Raw genomic sequence first — 14,941 nt, 5'->3', positions numbered from 1 at the left:
TGCCACATCGGTGAAGTTGCTTCTTTACGATGCCGTACCCACCCGGTTGCCCATCCCTGGCGTGTTTCGGCTCAATTTCTCACGCCGCCCCTACCCATAGGGGAGCCTGATTTATCCTCGGTTTGGTATTTCCAGCCATCATCATATCGAGCCTTTCTGCGCTTTTTTGTCGTTTCAGTTTGGCGTTATAAACGCCTGTCTGGCGTAACCGTCGATCCCATTATCATCACTTCATAGGAGGTCATTATCCAAATTGTTTGCATCGCTATTCCTTGCGGTAAACACCGTCCGGTCTTCCCACAGGAAGCAGGATGGTGGCCTCATTCGAGGCAACAGGTGATCTGAGCACCTGGCCCATGCCCTTCGGGGATCTCGCTTCAGCGAGTTGGCAATAACACTCACCTTTTTTAGCTCAGGACAGAAAACGCCATAGTCAAACAGGAGATATCGATGGATGATCTCACCTATACGCTACGCCAGCTATGCCAACGCAATCGCGATGGCAGCCATGCGACGCAGGCTGACCGGATGCGTTCACTGGCGTTGGCCAGCCGTCAATTGCGGGAGGCGGGATTTCGGCAGATGCGGGCAACATCGCTTAAGGGCAAGCATGTCAGGGTATTATTGGAGCGTTGGCAGGGCGAAGGATTGTCGGCAGGCACACTTAAGAATCGCCTGGCGCATTTGCGTTGGTGGGCCGAGAAGGTCGGCAAAGCCGGTGTTATCCCAACAGATAATACGCAACTGGGTATCCCTGAGCGGCGATTTGTCGCCAGCGAGAACAAGGCGCGCGAGTTAGGCGATAGTTTGGATAAAGTAAATGATCCCTATGTACGCATGAGTCTGCTTTTGCAAAAGGCCTTTGGTCTGCGCCGTGAAGAGTCCATCAAGTTCCGACCCGGCTATGCTGACCGTGGAGATTGTCTCGTTCTTAAGAGAACATGGACCAAGGGCGGGCGTGAACGAACGATACCCATCCTAACTGCTGAGCAACGAGATGTGCTCGACCGGTCGCATAGATTGGCTGGCTCGGGTTCGCTGATACCAGCATATAAAACCTATATACAGCAGCGCAATGTCTATGACGGGCAATGCAAAGCGGCAGGGCTGAGTAATATGCATGGGCTGCGGCATCATTACGCCCAGGCCCGATATCAGGCATTGACGGGATGGTCGGCTCCGGCGGCAGGTGGCAAGTCAAGCCACATGCTATCACCCCCAAAGCGTGCCCAGGATGCGATCGCGCGCCAGACCATAAGCCGAGAGCTGGGGCATGAGCGTACCCAGATCACTACTGTTTATTTGGGACGGTAGGTCTGGGTATGGTTCAAAAACTCATACCGACATTAACGCAATAGGGAAGAAACACAACATAGTGATAATTGTCAGACAGGCATGATACGATTTAGCCGTGCTACTGATAGCAATTTGTTTTGCATTAGCTTCTGCCAGGCCTCTTCAATCGCGTCAGGTATATCCAGATGACCTATATAATTTTTTCCCTTGGGGCCGTATCCCTGTTTATCATCCCGTAGACGGGGAACTTCACCTATCAATAGTGATAGAAAACGATTAACCGGCCATAATTCGTCCCGATCGTCACCGGCAAAACCGACGCCATCAATCGTATTTGTCAGGCGTGGAATATATGTTGGCCATTTGGTAAACGTGGGTTTATGGGTTGAATCTAGCCATGTTTGTTGAAAGGTTGCATCAGTACGACGTTGCAACAATGGTTCTTGTATAAGGATAACGTTCTTAGGTGTCAATGATAGCTTTTCAAGTAAAGCACGCGAACATAGAGCTTTTTCCCCCGTGTTTTTAGTAGCGTTTTCCAGATAAATTTGTTCACTTGGCACTTTCCTGAAAGTGGTAGCAATATCATGCAGAATATTAGCTTCCGGGCATGCCCTAGTATTAATCACACGATAGCGGGGATGTTGTGCAACAGCCGTCTCAAGAAACGAGGTGGAGTGGCCAATACCCCCAGTGATAACTAAAGGTATGCCATATTTGTTGGCTAATGTGCATGCACCATCTATTGTCGCTAATACCGCATTGCCGGCCAAGATAATTATGTCGGCGCATGTATGAGCTAATTGAGCGGATAAATCGTCAACAGCAAGCCAGGCAGCAATGATATTTACTGCTGTGATAAGCTCGTCATTGAATGGTGCCGGGTTTGATGAATCGGTATCTTCGATGTGCATATTTAATGATCCCGCGTCTATGTAATGTTGTTATATATATTTATCTGTTATAGATGAGACCATGAAGTTGTTTTTTATATAAAACATATAAATTAGCGATAATTTTTAAATTTATTTTATAAAATGTGATAAAGGAATATTTCTAAAATTCATTTTATAGAAGAATTAAAGAAAAATGATATCTAATCACATGAGTCAAAGTTATCACTAACCTGTTGGCAACGGATATAATTTTTTAATTTTCTGTTAAAAGCTATAAATATCACCATAATTCACCTCTGTGCGTAACCAAGAAATTTCTTCATAGATAAATTTATGAAAAATCTTCCTTACCTGAGCATTCTTCAGTCAACAATGGAGGTATAATTTCATCGCCTTATCCGGCATAAATGCATTATTTTTGGGATTATTTTTATCGCAACAAGCAAACAGTAATAAAATGAGTAATCAGTATAACTTTTGCATTGTTTCCATGTTCAACACCATTAAATCATCAACAGCGGCTCTTTCTGGCGCAAGCCGCTGTGAAATTTAGGGCAGGAGTCAATTAACTCAGTAATTGTTTACAGTGTGCCAGAATGTTATCATCTGTAAATCCGAATTGAACAAATAACTGTTCAGCAGGCGCTGACTCACCGAATCGGGTCATGCCTATAATGGCGCCTTGTAATCCAACGTACTTATACCAAAAATCAGCAATCCCGGCTTCAATAGCCAGACGCTTAGTGACCGCCGACGGAAGGACGGACTCACGATAAGCGGCTTCCTGTTGGTCAAACTGTTCGGTTGAAGGCATGGATACGACCCTGACGTTGAATCCTTCACCCGTCAGTAACTCATAGGCGGTAACCGCAAGTTTGATCTCTGAACCTGTGGCTATCAGGATTAATTCCGGTGGATTGCCGCAATCTTTCAGGACATAACCACCACGACGTATTTGAGCCAGTTGGTCTGGTGTGCGTGGCTGCTGAGGCAGATTTTGCCGTGAAAAGATCAATGCGGAAGGACCATCCCGACGTTCAATCGCTATTTTCCAGGCTACGGCCGCTTCAACCTGATCACAAGGGCGCCAGGTGCGCATATTGGGCGTCATTCTTAGACTGGCCATCTGCTCAACCGGTTGATGAGTCGGGCCATCTTCTCCAAGACCGATCGAATCATGCGTATAGACGAAAATCGAACGTATTTTCATCAACGCCGCCATGCGCACCGCGTTGCGCGCATATTCCATAAACATCAGGAATGTGCCGCCGAAAGGGATAAAGCCACCATGTAACGCAATTCCGTTCATGATGGCCGACATACCAAATTCACGGACACCATAGTGAATATAATTACCCGCTTCATTTTCGTTTTGCGCTATACAACCTAGCCACATAGTCAGATTGCTCGGTGCTAAATCGGCGGAACCGCCGAGAAATTCCGGCAAAAGCCGAGCATAGGCTCCCAACGCATTTTGGGACGCTTTACGGGTGGCAATATTGCTAGGGTTCGCTTGTAATTGACCGATAAATTGCGTCGTTTTATCGTTCCAGTCATGTGGCAACGTATTGCTAACCCGGCGACTGAATTCTGCCGCCAGCTTTGGATAAGCCGCATGATAAGCGACATATTTATCATCCCAGGCGTGTTCTTTCATCTGTCCCGCTTCCTTGGCATCCCAGTCGGCATAGATTTCGTGGGGGATATCAAAGGGCGGATATCGCCAGTCAATAGCGTTACGGGTGGCGGTTATTTCCGACTCACCTAACGGGGCGCCATGCGCATCATGACTGTTGGATTTGTTGGGCGAGCCATAACCAATCACCGTTTTGCACATCAGCAGGGTAGGTTTACTCGTCTCTTTCCGTGCATCTTCGATAGCTGTCTTGATTGCCGTGGCATTGTGACCATCGATACGCCGTATCACCTGCCAACCATAAGCTTCGAAGCGTTTAGCCGTATCATCGGTAAACCAACCCTTGGTTTCACCATCAATGGAAATACCATTATCATCATAAAAAGCAATAAGCTTTCCCAAATGCAGCGTTCCCGCGAGCGAACAAACTTCATGGGAGAGACCTTCCATCAGGCAGCCATCCCCCATAAAAACATAGGTATAATGGTCTACAATCGTATGGCCCGGTCGATTGAATTGTGCCGCCAGTGTCCTTTCGGCAATCGCCATGCCTACTGCGTTGGCCAATCCCTGCCCGAGTGGCCCGGTCGTCGTTTCCACCCCCGGGGTATAGCCGTATTCAGGGTGACCGGGTGTTTTAGAATGAAGCTGACGGAACTGTTTTAAGTCATCAAGTGTTACCTTATAGCCCGTTAAATGCAGCAAGCTGTACAGCAGCATTGAGGCGTGCCCGTTGGATAAGATAAAACGATCCCGATCCACCCAATCTGGATTAGACGGATTATGTTTTAAGAAACCGCGCCAGAGGACTTCCGCCATATCAGCCATCCCCATGGGCGCGCCCGGATGCCCGGAGTTGGCTTTTTGCACACTATCCATGCTCAGAGCACGTATTGCGTTGGCAAGTTCTTTATGTGATGGCATGTTTTGATTCCTTGTGGATTAAAGAAGCTCTAGCAGCATGTTTTCCAATTTCTGCTGATCGACAGCGAACAAACGGATCCCTTCGGATAACTTTTCTACGGCCATGGCGTCTTGATTATGCAGCCAGCGAAATTCCATTTCGGTGATTGGCGAAGGGCGATATTTTTTAATGGCCGGCGGTGTTAATTTACGTTCAACGACACCGTTATTTTCTTGCAATTGTTTGAGCCAGCCGGGGGCAATAGTCAGACGATCACATCCCGCCAAAGCGATGATCTGTTCCAGACGACGGAAACTCGCCCCCATGATGACCGTTTCATAGCTGTGTGCTTTGTAATATTGGTAAATATTTTGCACGGAGACCACACCCGGATCGGTATCTGGTGAATAGTCGGCATTAGGTTGCTTCGTCTGATACCAGTCATAAATACGACCGACAAAAGGAGAAATAAGAAACACACCCGCTTCGGCGCAAGCGCGGGCCTGGGCGAATGAAAACAGTAGAGTCAGATTACAATTGATCCCTTCTTTCTCCAGAATTTCGGCTGCGCGAATGCCTTCCCAAGTTGATGCCAGTTTGATCAAGATACGGGATTTATCGATCCTCTTTTCTGCGTACATTCTGATAAGTTTACGTGCCTTACATTCACAAAGGCCACGATCAAAAGAGAGACGGGCATCGACCTCGGTCGAAATACGGCCCGGCACGGATTTCAATATTTCGGCGCCGATATTTACTGCCAACGCATCGCCGGCATTCACTAATTGCACATGACGGTCGCCGCCCTGTTGATGGGCATAATCAATAGCCTCATCAATTAACGATTTATATTGAGGTAATACGGCAGCTTTAAGAATTAAGGATGGATTGGTTGTCGCGTCTTGCGGTGAAAATTGCCGGATGGACTCTATATCGCCGCTATCGGCAACAACCGTAGTCATTTTTTTTAGTTCGTCTAATTGACTCATGATGAACGCCCTGAATTAATTTGTTGAGAAGTATCAAGGCCGGAGTGAATAATATCCGGCCTGTTTTTATCCTTAATAACTTTCCTTGGCCGTGACTGCTGCTTTTGCCTTCTCTACGGACAAACCCAGGACCGTAGGAGTGGAACGATATCCGACACCCATGCGATCAATACCCATGTCAATTAATTGCAGGAAATGTTCGCGAGTGCGAATACAGCCTGAACCTTTCACTTTGCAACGGCCTTTTGCCGCATCCAGCATGACCTTGATAACCTCAGGAATGGCCCCCTTACTTTCTCCGCCAACAAAAAATCCCGTAGATGTTTTGACGAAGTCAGCACCCGCCTTGCAGGCGGCATCCGTGGCCTTAGCAACCTGATCCAGTGTTAAAGCATCGGTTTCAAAATAACTTTCACCGCTGAACCATATTTATGGCCTACATCAACGACGGCTTTTATGTCTGCTTCGACTTCGGCCCACAATCCGCTGCGGATCAATCCGTAGTTGGATACAATATCAAGGTCTTCCACATCCCGTTTCCGACAGATGATTTCCGCCTGCTGGACCTTGGATTCAGTCGTTGAGTTACCGAACGGGAAATCACAGACTACGCAGATGCCGGTATCGGTTCCAGTACACATTTCACGGGCAATGGCTAACGATGCAGGATTGACGCAGACAGTTTTACATTTAAAATCAATGCCTTCTTGAATATATTTGCGAATTTCCGCTACCGTGAATTCGGGTTTGAGGACGGATTGGTCGATGTAGCTGGCCAGCTCTACCGGGGTCATTTCAATGGCTTTTTTAATGGGTTTCATACTAAGCTCCGTTTGCATCATAAGAATCATTTGTATGATACATTCTATACTTAGCTAAATAGATGTCAACATAGGCAATTGAAATAACGGGAAACTGCGAAAGCGGTCACATTATGCTGTTAAGTGTCAGGGCGGCCGCCCGGGGGGAACAAGGTCAAAAGAAAGGTCGAAAGAAAGGTCGAATGAAGAGTGGCCTGGAGCTACAGGCCTAATTTATAGCGATTAATGCTTAAGTTGCCGGGAAAAACCCATCGTGTTTTTGTTAGAGTTATTGTTATATAAGTCAAGTTTGAAACTGCACTTGTCAGCGCGCGTGACCGAGGTGGTGTATTCGAAGATATAACCAGATTCAAGATGAGAAATGCGTTCGATTTGGTAACCAGGCATCACTTTTTGTCACATTGAAGATGAATCGCGGCACTCCTATCAATGAGGATCGCCTCAATGGTTTCTACCGCATGATATATATTGAGACCAAATTGGTTGCTCAGTGTGTTATAGAGCGAGGTATTCTCAAATTGAATGTTTTCTATACCTTCACATAAATTATAGGGGATCCGTGTTGTTTCCAACAATAATGGATGTCCATCGCCACAACGAATACGTGTGAGTTCAAATACTTTCTTTTGGTGCGGGGGGAGCTGAAGTTTTTTTGCCGTAACTTCATCAGCCTCGATAATCTGACTCTTCAACACCACGGAGCTGGGATTGACTCCTTCTTCACGCATGCTTTCCGAAAAATTATACATATTGTTTAATCTTCGGCGTATTTTATCCTCGGCAATAAAGATCCTTTACCCCGGTAGCGAACAATCAGTCCTTCGTCTAACAACTGATTCATCGCCAGCCTGACCGTTGTCCGACTGATGCCCAACATCTCGCATAGCTCCGTTTCCGTCACCATTTTGTCATGGGGCTTAAAGACACCCAACCGGATTTGATGTTTTATATAAGACGCCAATTGAGCATACATTGACGTGTTACTTTCTTCATTAAACTGGAAAGATTCTTTAATATATTCACTACTCATCATAACCTTTATGCCTCTTCATGAGAGTAACGGTAAGGTTTAAATGTATCATACAAAAAGTGCAATTCCTAGCTTAGGGCAATGAATTGGCCGGTTGGATGAAGGTCACCGTCATCAGTTTACGTTGAGGCTCATTGGGGCCCATTGACCATGATTTCCCGTTCAATAAATCGGACCACGGCATCCTCATCGCATGATCCAATCACGCCAGTTGCTATTTCCTTTGCCTGCGGAATGCCATTTTCAGTGACATAACAACGATCTGCTGCCATAAGCATCGGGATATCGTTTAAATTATCACCGAATGCAACAACTTCCGAGGCATTAACAAGTTTTTTTAAATGGTGGATTGCCGATGCTTTAGAACAATCCGCGTTCAATACATTCATGAAAAAAATGTCTTTCTGGGGATGATAAACATCACGATTCAGTAAGCAATGGATACCGGGTAAGGCTTCGAAATCATTCCGAAGTTTGACAAGCTGCGAATAGGGGCCATAAATAACGAAATAGAGGGGTATGTAAGACGCGGGCAAATGAGCAAAGCTAGGGATCTGAAAGGTGTTGTTTTGCAAAAAACGTAATTTTTGTTGATGAAAATGGTAGGCAAGGGGGTGTTTTAACGATTTGTAAAAAAGTGAATATTGAGCATCTTGAAGAGCATATAAAAAACCATCAGACTTTGATTTTATCAAAATAGACTCAATATTATTGATGGATTCATTAGATAAAGGATTGGTATATATTACTGCGCTATCAAGCATGTTATAAATGAATAAACCATCACTAAGGATCGCTGGACACGTAAATGCTGTATCGCCTAATAAGGCGTTCACTGAAGTAAGAGTTCTTCCCGTTGCACAAGTGAACAGAATATTATCTTCGGCAAAACGGCGTATTGCCGCTTTGCTGTATTCTGACAATCTGCCTTGTTTATTGAGTAAGGTGCCATCCATATCAGTGACATACAATGTTTTTTCCATCATCTCTACCTATTTACCCGTCATCTTTCAAGCTGCAGGTGCGTTGGCTGCCGCCCTGCAACTCGAAAGCTATAGGGTATAACCGAAGTTGAATCATTTCATTTTATCATCGAGGCTACCATCCGTTGGTGGTCCTGGCAATTATCGCATCCTGTGCTTCGGGCATCAGTGAAATATATTGTGCGCAGTAGCCTACAACGCGAACAATCAGGTCGGCATAATTTTCTGGGTGCGCTTTGGCGTCCAATAAGGTTTTTGTGTTGAACACGTTAAACTGGCAGTGATAAATCCCTTTAATTACCAAGGTGTTAAGAAAAGAAACGAATTTATCGAGATTTTCGTCGCCGGCGAGTACGCCCGGAGAGAACCGCATATTCAGCAATTGGCCTGCGGCGACTTTAACATTGGGCAATTTGGCGACGGAATTAATCACTGCTGTTGGTCCCCGCGTATCAGTACCTTGGGTGGGAGAGCAGCCTTCATTCAGCGGGCTTCTGGCCAGGTGGCCATCAGGGGTCGCCCCACATCAAATCCGTTGGGAATATACGAAGTAATATTACTGGAGGACATGGTATAACAACTAACGGCAGTTAGCAATTTAGGTAATATACCATCGAGAGTGTGCTGGAGGTTAACGATAGTACCACCCTGTGCGTTTAGCTTTATAAAGGAGGTATGTACATTAACCCTTATTGTCGCCACTGTACCAACAACAATTGTCCCTAGCATGGCAATTGATCCTCCGATGGCATTGGCCCTGTTTCCCATAATGAAACCCACTGCCTTCCATCCGATCTTATATCTTTTAAAATACAAAAACGCATGCCGAATATCGTAATTAGATGGTTCTATAATAAATATTGGGGTAAACAAAAACTAATTTATTATTCCACCATATTTTTGGGTAAAAATAGAGCATAAAGTGAATAACTCGTTTACAAGCATATGTAGACTATTTATCTGGGCAGCATTCCTTCTGATAAAATCATTTTTCTAATATCTTCTATTAATTTTTCGTCCGGCGGTTCTACTCCTTTCATGGAATAAGACAGCCCGCATGAACTATATTTTTGCTTCCATATTGATGGAAAGGCAGAATATCATATTTCTTGATTCCGTATTTTTTAAGGTTGTGACCATGGATTTTATCTCATCTATACTGTCATTCACTCCCGGAATCAGAGGTGTTCTGACTACAATATCTGCCTTCATTCCTGCAAGATACTTTAAATTCTCCAAAATCCGTGAATTCTCTACGCCAGTCCATTTTTATGTTTTGCTGAATCTAACACCTTAAAATCATATAAAACAAATCAGTAAATGGTAATATCTGCTCCAGAATTTCCTTTTTACATATCCGGTTGTTTCTAATGCCGTATTAATTCCTTTGTCCTTACATTGCTCTAATAAAGCAGCAGCAAACTCAGGCTGAGCCAGAGGTTCCCCTCCTGAGAGGGTAACCCTCCTTGCTCCTTTCATAGAACAGTCTGTCTTTTTCTATCTCAGCTATAACTTGCTCAACAGACATCCATTCCCTTTTATTATCAGGGCTTTTGCAGGGCAGACTTTCGTCCATTCCAGTTCATCATTGCTGCACCTGTCCCAATGAGGCTGGATTTTTCCATCTTCCCATGTCATTTCCTTATTTTTGCAGCGTCTTACACAAGAAGCACATCCAATGCATCGGGAAGGAGAATAAAACAATTGTGGACATGAAGACCAGGATTCCGGATTCGCACACCATTTACAACGCAATGGGCATCTTTTAAGAATACAACCGTACGAATTCCGTCTCCATCGTGGATACTATATCTTTGTATATCAAATACGTTACCTTTCGTTTCTCTCATTCTGGTTCTCCTTGCTTCATTCACCCTGAGTAGTACGACTGATAATCTCATCCTGGATATCCTTATCCAGTTCAACGAAGAATGCACTGTAACCAGCTACACGCACTACCAGATTTCTGTATGCTTCCGGTTGTTTCTGTGCATCTTTTAACTTTTCGGCTGTCAGCACATTAAACTGAATATGCACACCACCCATGGAAAAATATACTCGAATCATATCAACTAATTTTTGCCGGTCTTCCTCCGTCTTCAACATAGTGGGCATAAATTTCATGTTGAAATTGACACCGTTGATTGCCATTACCTGGGGTACTCTTGCAACGGATTTGCAGGCAGCTGTGGGACCAGCACAATCCATACCGTGCTTTGGTGAAATCCCTCCATCCCCCAGAGGAGTACCGCTCAGCCTTCCACTTGGAAGTGCACACACCTGACGTCCAAGTGGTGTATTAGAAGACAGACAGAACAGGCCAGGACGATAAATCGCCCCATGAGGAGATGTCAAACCCTGTACACATTTGCAATACTGTTCTGCAACATATACACACTGCTCATCGGCTTCTTCAATATCATTTCCATATTTTGGCGCACTATTAATTAGTATATTCCTTAGAATTTCATTATCTTTAAAATTTGTTTTCAATGCTTTAATCAAATCTTCTGGTGTTATTTTTCCCCATTCATAGACAAGTTTATTAATAGCTGTCAAGGAATCTCCCACATCTGCCATACCGACACCCTGAACTCCTGCATAATCATATTTTGCTCCGCCAGAGGTACAATCCTTTCCTTTTTCCATACAGCCATCTATAAGCATAGAGGAATAGATATGCTGCCCATAGCGAGCATGAAGCAGCTCGATAGAATTCAGGAACTGACCATCATATCCACAAAGTATTTTACCTGTGTCTCATATGCCTTCTTCAAATCTTCGTAGCAGGTAAAATCTTCAAATCTTCCTGTCTTTGGCCCCATCTGTTCACCGGACATCTGACATACGCCGTTAAATAGAGCTAGCTCCAGACATTTTGCCAGGTTAAAATAACATGCATTGGTACGCCCCATGGTATTTCCCTGACCGGTAGGCTCTACGCACCCGACAATAGCATAATTCAATGCGTCTTTTCGCTGACTCCATTCACCATCAGACCATTAACTATGATTTCATCATTAAAAATGGAAGCTTCCCGCCTTCTTTATGTACCAAAATTTCGATAACTTTCTTAATGAACTTATCCGGATTCTTTTGGAAACACGGATACTTGTATTAGGTTCAGAATTGAATACGGCCTCTTCTGCCTCAAGGCATAAATATGTTAATTCATTCACTGAATTCTCACCATGCCCATTCAGCCCTCCAAGTACTACATTAACTGTCGTTGCAAATCCACCGTTGTTACGGGCGCTCATATACGTTCCAGCTTTGATGATATCACTGTTTTTACCCAAAGTGCTTCCAAAAGCTCTCTAGCTTCTTCTTTTACCATGATACCCTCATCGATATCATGCTTATAATAAGGATAAAATATCTGGTCTACACGACCGCCGGATATTGCGGAACCGTTCTGGGAACAATAATCAATGAGAATTACAAACCAGTAAGACTGCAATGCCTCCCAGTAAGATCTTGCCGGTTCGTATGGCACGCGTTCACAGTTCTTTGCAATCATCAAAAGTTCTTGTTTTCTTCCTGAATTGTTTTCCTCTTCTGCCATTTTTTTTGCTAACTTCTCATAACGTTTCTGGAAGTTATTTATTCCCTCACATACTGTTAGGACTGCCTGATAGAAATGGGTCTGATCCATATATTCCGGTTCTAGAATGTTCAGTTTTTCCAAAGCTTCTTTTGCCTGGTTTTCCACATACTTAAATCCATGGTGGAGAATCTTTTCGATATCTGGGAGATAATGTCCATAACCGCTCCTTGCACGACTTAAAGGGTTAAACACCCGATAAGGTGAGTCCAGAACTTTCATAATTTTTCATCAATGTAATATCTGGATATATCACCTGTATTTTTGTTTTTCCAATATGGATAGATATGATTTAACAGGAATTCTTTATCTTCTTCTGTAATCTGAAGGGTATCTACTTTACGAACTGGCATCAAATCAAGTTCCTTCTTGCCAAAAGTTCCAAACTCAGGAAAAAGAGGAGCTGAACGCGGTTTTGACCCATGGTTTCCTACAATTAGTTCATCCTCATCAATGAATATTGTCATATTTTCCAGTATATATTTAATACCATGTGCGCGTCTTAAAATATAAGGCATTCCTTCCGTTTCTTTGTAGCTTTTTGTAATCAAGTCCGCACGCTCTACACAAATAGATGGCTTTGCATTACGCATAGCTTTATTTAATTTTTTGTACGTTCTTCCCTTTTTATACCTTTGGGTAATAAACATTTATTTTCAGACATTCTATTGCTCCTTTCAATTTTTTAAAGCCTAAAAGACAAAGCCATAATATTGAGTTCCGCCTTTCTTAGTATGTAGACAGACTTTTTTATTATTTATGCCTGCTTTATTTCTGTAATTCCTTTTTCTTCTTTAATTCCTACTATCTTGTTACTAACAAGATCATTCCAGAAATTAACCATAAATCCAATAAAGAATGCCATAATAATAGTTCCAACAGCAACCGGCCCTCCCATTAAAAATGCGATTACCATAGTAATAATATCCTGCAGAACTCTAATAAACCGATAGGATCTTCCAGGAAATTTTTTATGCAGTGCAGGTGCAATTCCATCATAAGGACACACACCCATATTACTTGTAATATAAAGTGAAACTCCCAGTGTAAAAAACACAAGCCCTATTGCAAGATGAATAAGCATTGTTATGGTGCCTGGCTGGAAATAAAATACCTTTTCATAAATGTTGCTAAAAGTATCAATAAGAAAACCTACACAAAACATATTTACCAATGTACCAAAGCCAATTGTCGTACGATCCACGATTAACATAATGATAATGAAAACGATATTTACTCCCGGCACTGCAAACGTCATAGAAATTCCTGTTTTAATACTGACAGCCTTTATAAATGCCGTATAGGATCTACTCCCGTATTACCTTTCAGACATATTGTTAGTCCGATTGAAACAATAATAACTCCCAATACAGTGACAATCATCCTGCGCGCAATTCCATTTTACCCATAATATATTTCTCCAGATAATTATATCACACTCATCAAAATTTCTTTTTGGGCATTGTTTCCAGGCATCTTATTACTTCACCTCGTGAAGGTATTCCAGTAACTCCGCCTCTCTTACTGATAGAAAGTCCTCCTGCCGCATTACAAAAATCAATGATACCGGCCAGTTCTTTCTCATTAAAATTCATTTGTAGTTCTTTTTCGAGAAGTTTATATAAAAGAGCTCCCATGAAGCAGTCACCGGCACCAGTGGTATCCACAGTTTCAATGTCATATGCATTCAGATGTCCTCTAATTCCCTGATAATAATAGTAAGCACCTTTTTCTCCACAGGAAAGTACAATCAGTTTTGGACCTAATGCTGATATTTTGTCTGCTGCTCGTTCTAAAGTAGACTCCCCGGTAATAATCAATGCTTCTTCATCTGTACTTTTATATAAATCCAGGTATGGAATAACCCCTCTTATCTGATTTATGAATTCATCCAGGCTGTCCCACAGACTTTCCTATAATTCACATCAATTGCTGTGAAAATTTCTCTCTTTTTTGCCTCTTTTAAAAGTGTAAAGGAAGTTTCTCTGATTGGATCTCTGGTAAATCCCATTCCAGTAACATATAACATTTTTGTATCCAATATTTGCTCTATATTAACATCCTGAAGTTTTAGATCTTCATCTGCAGCACCTTTACGTATCAGAGCAAAACTTCTTTCTCCTTCCCTGAGTGTAACAAAAGTATGAGTTGTAAACTGTCCATCCTCAATAATATATCCTGAAACATCTACTCCCAGTTCTTTCAGAGTATTTAGCCCCTCTTTTCCCATAAAATCATTGCCAGCTTTTCCAGTAAACAAAGTATTCATTCCCAATTTACTTACAGTAGCAGCTAGATTTATTGCTGTTCCACCAACATTTGGTTCATATACCAAATGCCCTTTTGACATCAAAACCGGTGTAAAGTCCATAATAACGTCCCCAATAACACTAATATCGTACATAAATACATCCTCCATTTTTCAATTTATTAGTAAACTACAAAACCCTTAATAGCTGCCTTTATCAGAACTACTCATATCATACAGCCGGCTGCTATATTCAAAACAACGGGAGAAGATCTATACCCAACACCCATTCTGTCTATTCCCATATCAATTAATTGAAGAAAATGTTCTCTTGTTCTGATGCACCCGGAACCTTTATATCTTACAACGTCCCCATACCATCTTGCAGGCTGACACTTATGATGTCTCCTTTGCCTGGGCCGACCATCTGATCGAGGACACTATGTATCCCCTGCGCATAAAGCCCATGGCTGACCATAACTATGTACTTCATCTTATCCCCTTGTAATAGATTGATTTTTAGCTGTTAGCTAG

General features: G+C 43.0%; 19 protein-coding genes and 1 pseudogene. 1 reads left to right on the top strand and 19 read right to left on the bottom strand.

Annotation, left to right across the window (positions count from 1 at the left end):
* The first annotated feature begins 450 nt into the window (after positions 1 to 450).
* Positions 451 to 1,314 (top strand): phage integrase N-terminal domain-containing protein, encoded by an 864-nt coding sequence (locus tag GTU79_RS27450; protein WP_203520305.1) that lies wholly within the window; start codon positions 451 to 453, stop codon positions 1,312 to 1,314.
* 71 nt (positions 1,315 to 1,385) lie between these two features.
* Here the strand turns inward: GTU79_RS27450 and GTU79_RS27445 are convergent, their stop codons facing one another.
* From GTU79_RS27445 to GTU79_RS31720, 19 genes and pseudogenes are all read right to left on the bottom strand, one after another.
* Positions 1,386 to 2,210, bottom strand: a complete 825-nt coding sequence (locus GTU79_RS27445) for a YdcF family protein (protein ID WP_214513559.1) — start codon at positions 2,208 to 2,210, stop codon at positions 1,386 to 1,388.
* Positions 2,211 to 2,757: 547 nt separating this feature from the next.
* Complete coding sequence (tkt, locus tag GTU79_RS27440) at positions 2,758 to 4,752, bottom strand: transketolase (protein WP_203520308.1); 1,995 nt, start codon at positions 4,750 to 4,752, stop codon at positions 2,758 to 2,760.
* An 18-nt stretch (positions 4,753 to 4,770) separates the two neighbouring features.
* Positions 4,771 to 5,721: a transaldolase gene (tal, locus tag GTU79_RS27435; RefSeq protein WP_203520310.1), complete on the bottom strand. Its 951-nt coding sequence runs from the start codon at positions 5,719 to 5,721 to the stop codon at positions 4,771 to 4,773.
* 72 nt (positions 5,722 to 5,793) lie between these two features.
* The gene (locus tag GTU79_RS27430; RefSeq protein WP_253073701.1) at positions 5,794 to 6,105 is read right to left on the bottom strand and encodes a hypothetical protein; all 312 of its coding nucleotides are present in this window, start codon (positions 6,103 to 6,105) and stop codon (positions 5,794 to 5,796) included.
* A 2-nt stretch (positions 6,106 to 6,107) separates the two neighbouring features.
* On the bottom strand, positions 6,108 to 6,542 hold the full coding sequence (locus GTU79_RS27425; RefSeq protein WP_214513558.1) for a hypothetical protein: 435 nt from the start codon (positions 6,540 to 6,542) through the stop codon (positions 6,108 to 6,110).
* Positions 6,543 to 6,928: 386 nt separating this feature from the next.
* On the bottom strand, positions 6,929 to 7,270 hold the full coding sequence (locus GTU79_RS27420) for a UTRA domain-containing protein (RefSeq protein WP_214513557.1): 342 nt from the start codon (positions 7,268 to 7,270) through the stop codon (positions 6,929 to 6,931).
* A 26-nt stretch (positions 7,271 to 7,296) separates the two neighbouring features.
* Complete coding sequence (locus GTU79_RS27415) at positions 7,297 to 7,575, bottom strand: GntR family transcriptional regulator (RefSeq protein WP_214513556.1); 279 nt, start codon at positions 7,573 to 7,575, stop codon at positions 7,297 to 7,299.
* 128 nt (positions 7,576 to 7,703) lie between these two features.
* Positions 7,704 to 8,558, bottom strand: coding sequence for an HAD-IIB family hydrolase (locus GTU79_RS27410; protein ID WP_214513555.1), 855 nt, complete (start codon positions 8,556 to 8,558; stop codon positions 7,704 to 7,706).
* A 112-nt stretch (positions 8,559 to 8,670) separates the two neighbouring features.
* On the bottom strand, positions 8,671 to 8,988 hold the full coding sequence (locus GTU79_RS30905) for a glycine radical domain-containing protein (protein ID WP_253073445.1): 318 nt from the start codon (positions 8,986 to 8,988) through the stop codon (positions 8,671 to 8,673).
* Between the two features lie 50 nt (positions 8,989 to 9,038).
* Positions 9,039 to 9,323 carry a PTS system mannose/fructose/sorbose family transporter subunit IID gene (locus tag GTU79_RS31735; protein WP_420854210.1) on the bottom strand — a complete coding sequence of 95 codons (285 nt, stop codon included), beginning with the start codon at positions 9,321 to 9,323 and terminating at the stop codon, positions 9,039 to 9,041.
* A gap of 531 nt (positions 9,324 to 9,854) precedes the next feature.
* Positions 9,855 to 10,034 (bottom strand): 4Fe-4S cluster-binding domain-containing protein, encoded by a 180-nt coding sequence (locus tag GTU79_RS31730; protein ID WP_214513554.1) that lies wholly within the window; start codon positions 10,032 to 10,034, stop codon positions 9,855 to 9,857.
* A gap of 387 nt (positions 10,035 to 10,421) precedes the next feature.
* On the bottom strand, positions 10,422 to 11,222 hold the full coding sequence (locus tag GTU79_RS27395) for a pyruvate formate lyase family protein (protein ID WP_253073444.1): 801 nt from the start codon (positions 11,220 to 11,222) through the stop codon (positions 10,422 to 10,424).
* Between the two features lie 50 nt (positions 11,223 to 11,272).
* Positions 11,273 to 11,815: pseudogene (locus GTU79_RS31725) on the bottom strand (pyruvate formate lyase family protein).
* Positions 11,812 to 12,381, bottom strand: a complete 570-nt coding sequence (locus GTU79_RS27380) for a pyruvate formate lyase family protein (protein ID WP_214513550.1) — start codon at positions 12,379 to 12,381, stop codon at positions 11,812 to 11,814. Before GTU79_RS27380 ends, GTU79_RS31725 begins: the two are co-directional and overlap by 4 nt.
* Positions 12,378 to 12,809 carry a pyruvate formate lyase family protein gene (locus tag GTU79_RS27375; RefSeq protein WP_214513549.1) on the bottom strand — a complete coding sequence of 144 codons (432 nt, stop codon included), beginning with the start codon at positions 12,807 to 12,809 and terminating at the stop codon, positions 12,378 to 12,380. Before GTU79_RS27375 ends, GTU79_RS27380 begins: the two co-directional genes overlap by 4 nt.
* A 107-nt stretch (positions 12,810 to 12,916) precedes the next feature.
* Positions 12,917 to 13,417: a YczE/YyaS/YitT family protein gene (locus GTU79_RS27370; protein WP_214513548.1), complete on the bottom strand. Its 501-nt coding sequence runs from the start codon at positions 13,415 to 13,417 to the stop codon at positions 12,917 to 12,919.
* Positions 13,418 to 13,601: 184 nt separating this feature from the next.
* A complete protein-coding gene (locus tag GTU79_RS27365) occupies positions 13,602 to 14,012 on the bottom strand; it encodes a carbohydrate kinase family protein (RefSeq protein WP_253073700.1) in 411 nt (136 codons plus the stop codon).
* Between the two features lie 26 nt (positions 14,013 to 14,038).
* Positions 14,039 to 14,563 carry a carbohydrate kinase family protein gene (locus tag GTU79_RS27360; RefSeq protein ID WP_214513547.1) on the bottom strand — a complete coding sequence of 175 codons (525 nt, stop codon included), beginning with the start codon at positions 14,561 to 14,563 and terminating at the stop codon, positions 14,039 to 14,041.
* A 205-nt stretch (positions 14,564 to 14,768) separates the two neighbouring features.
* The gene (locus tag GTU79_RS31720) at positions 14,769 to 14,885 is read right to left on the bottom strand and encodes a hypothetical protein (RefSeq protein ID WP_420854209.1); all 117 of its coding nucleotides are present in this window, start codon (positions 14,883 to 14,885) and stop codon (positions 14,769 to 14,771) included.
* Positions 14,886 to 14,941: the final 56 nt, after the last annotated feature.

The sequence above is a fragment of the Sodalis ligni genome (assembly GCF_016865525.2).
Classification (GTDB): Bacteria; Pseudomonadota; Gammaproteobacteria; order Enterobacterales; family Enterobacteriaceae; genus Acerihabitans; species Acerihabitans ligni.
This window is presented reverse-complemented; position numbering and strand designations above follow the sequence as displayed.

Bases quoted from the DNA above. Each gene is read 5' to 3' on its own strand.
- GTU79_RS27395 (WP_253073444.1), bottom strand. From the start codon at position 11,222: ATGCTTATAGATGGCTGTATGGAAAAAGGAAAGGATTGTACCTCTGGC.
- GTU79_RS27415 (WP_214513556.1), bottom strand. From the start codon at position 7,575: ATGATGAGTAGTGAATATATTAAAGAATCTTTCCAGTTTAATGAAGAA.
- GTU79_RS27425 (WP_214513558.1), bottom strand. From the start codon at position 6,542: ATGAAACCCATTAAAAAAGCCATTGAAATGACCCCGGTAGAGCTGGCC.
- GTU79_RS31720 (WP_420854209.1), bottom strand. From the start codon at position 14,885: ATGGTCAGCCATGGGCTTTATGCGCAGGGGATACATAGTGTCCTCGAT.
- GTU79_RS27445 (WP_214513559.1), bottom strand. From the start codon at position 2,210: ATGCACATCGAAGATACCGATTCATCAAACCCGGCACCATTCAATGAC.
- GTU79_RS27410 (WP_214513555.1), bottom strand. From the start codon at position 8,558: ATGATGGAAAAAACATTGTATGTCACTGATATGGATGGCACCTTACTC.
- GTU79_RS27360 (WP_214513547.1), bottom strand. From the start codon at position 14,563: ATGTACGATATTAGTGTTATTGGGGACGTTATTATGGACTTTACACCG.
- GTU79_RS27420 (WP_214513557.1), bottom strand. From the start codon at position 7,270: ATGCGTGAAGAAGGAGTCAATCCCAGCTCCGTGGTGTTGAAGAGTCAG.
- GTU79_RS27375 (WP_214513549.1), bottom strand. From the start codon at position 12,809: ATGTTTATTACCCAAAGGTATAAAAAGGGAAGAACGTACAAAAAATTA.
- tal (WP_203520310.1), bottom strand. From the start codon at position 5,721: ATGAGTCAATTAGACGAACTAAAAAAAATGACTACGGTTGTTGCCGAT.
- GTU79_RS27370 (WP_214513548.1), bottom strand. From the start codon at position 13,417: ATGACGTTTGCAGTGCCGGGAGTAAATATCGTTTTCATTATCATTATG.
- GTU79_RS27450 (WP_203520305.1), top strand. From the start codon at position 451: ATGGATGATCTCACCTATACGCTACGCCAGCTATGCCAACGCAATCGC.
- GTU79_RS27380 (WP_214513550.1), bottom strand. From the start codon at position 12,381: ATGAAAGTTCTGGACTCACCTTATCGGGTGTTTAACCCTTTAAGTCGT.
- tkt (WP_203520308.1), bottom strand. From the start codon at position 4,752: ATGCCATCACATAAAGAACTTGCCAACGCAATACGTGCTCTGAGCATG.
- GTU79_RS31730 (WP_214513554.1), bottom strand. From the start codon at position 10,034: ATGAAAGGAGCAAGGAGGGTTACCCTCTCAGGAGGGGAACCTCTGGCT.
- GTU79_RS31735 (WP_420854210.1), bottom strand. From the start codon at position 9,323: ATGGGAAACAGGGCCAATGCCATCGGAGGATCAATTGCCATGCTAGGG.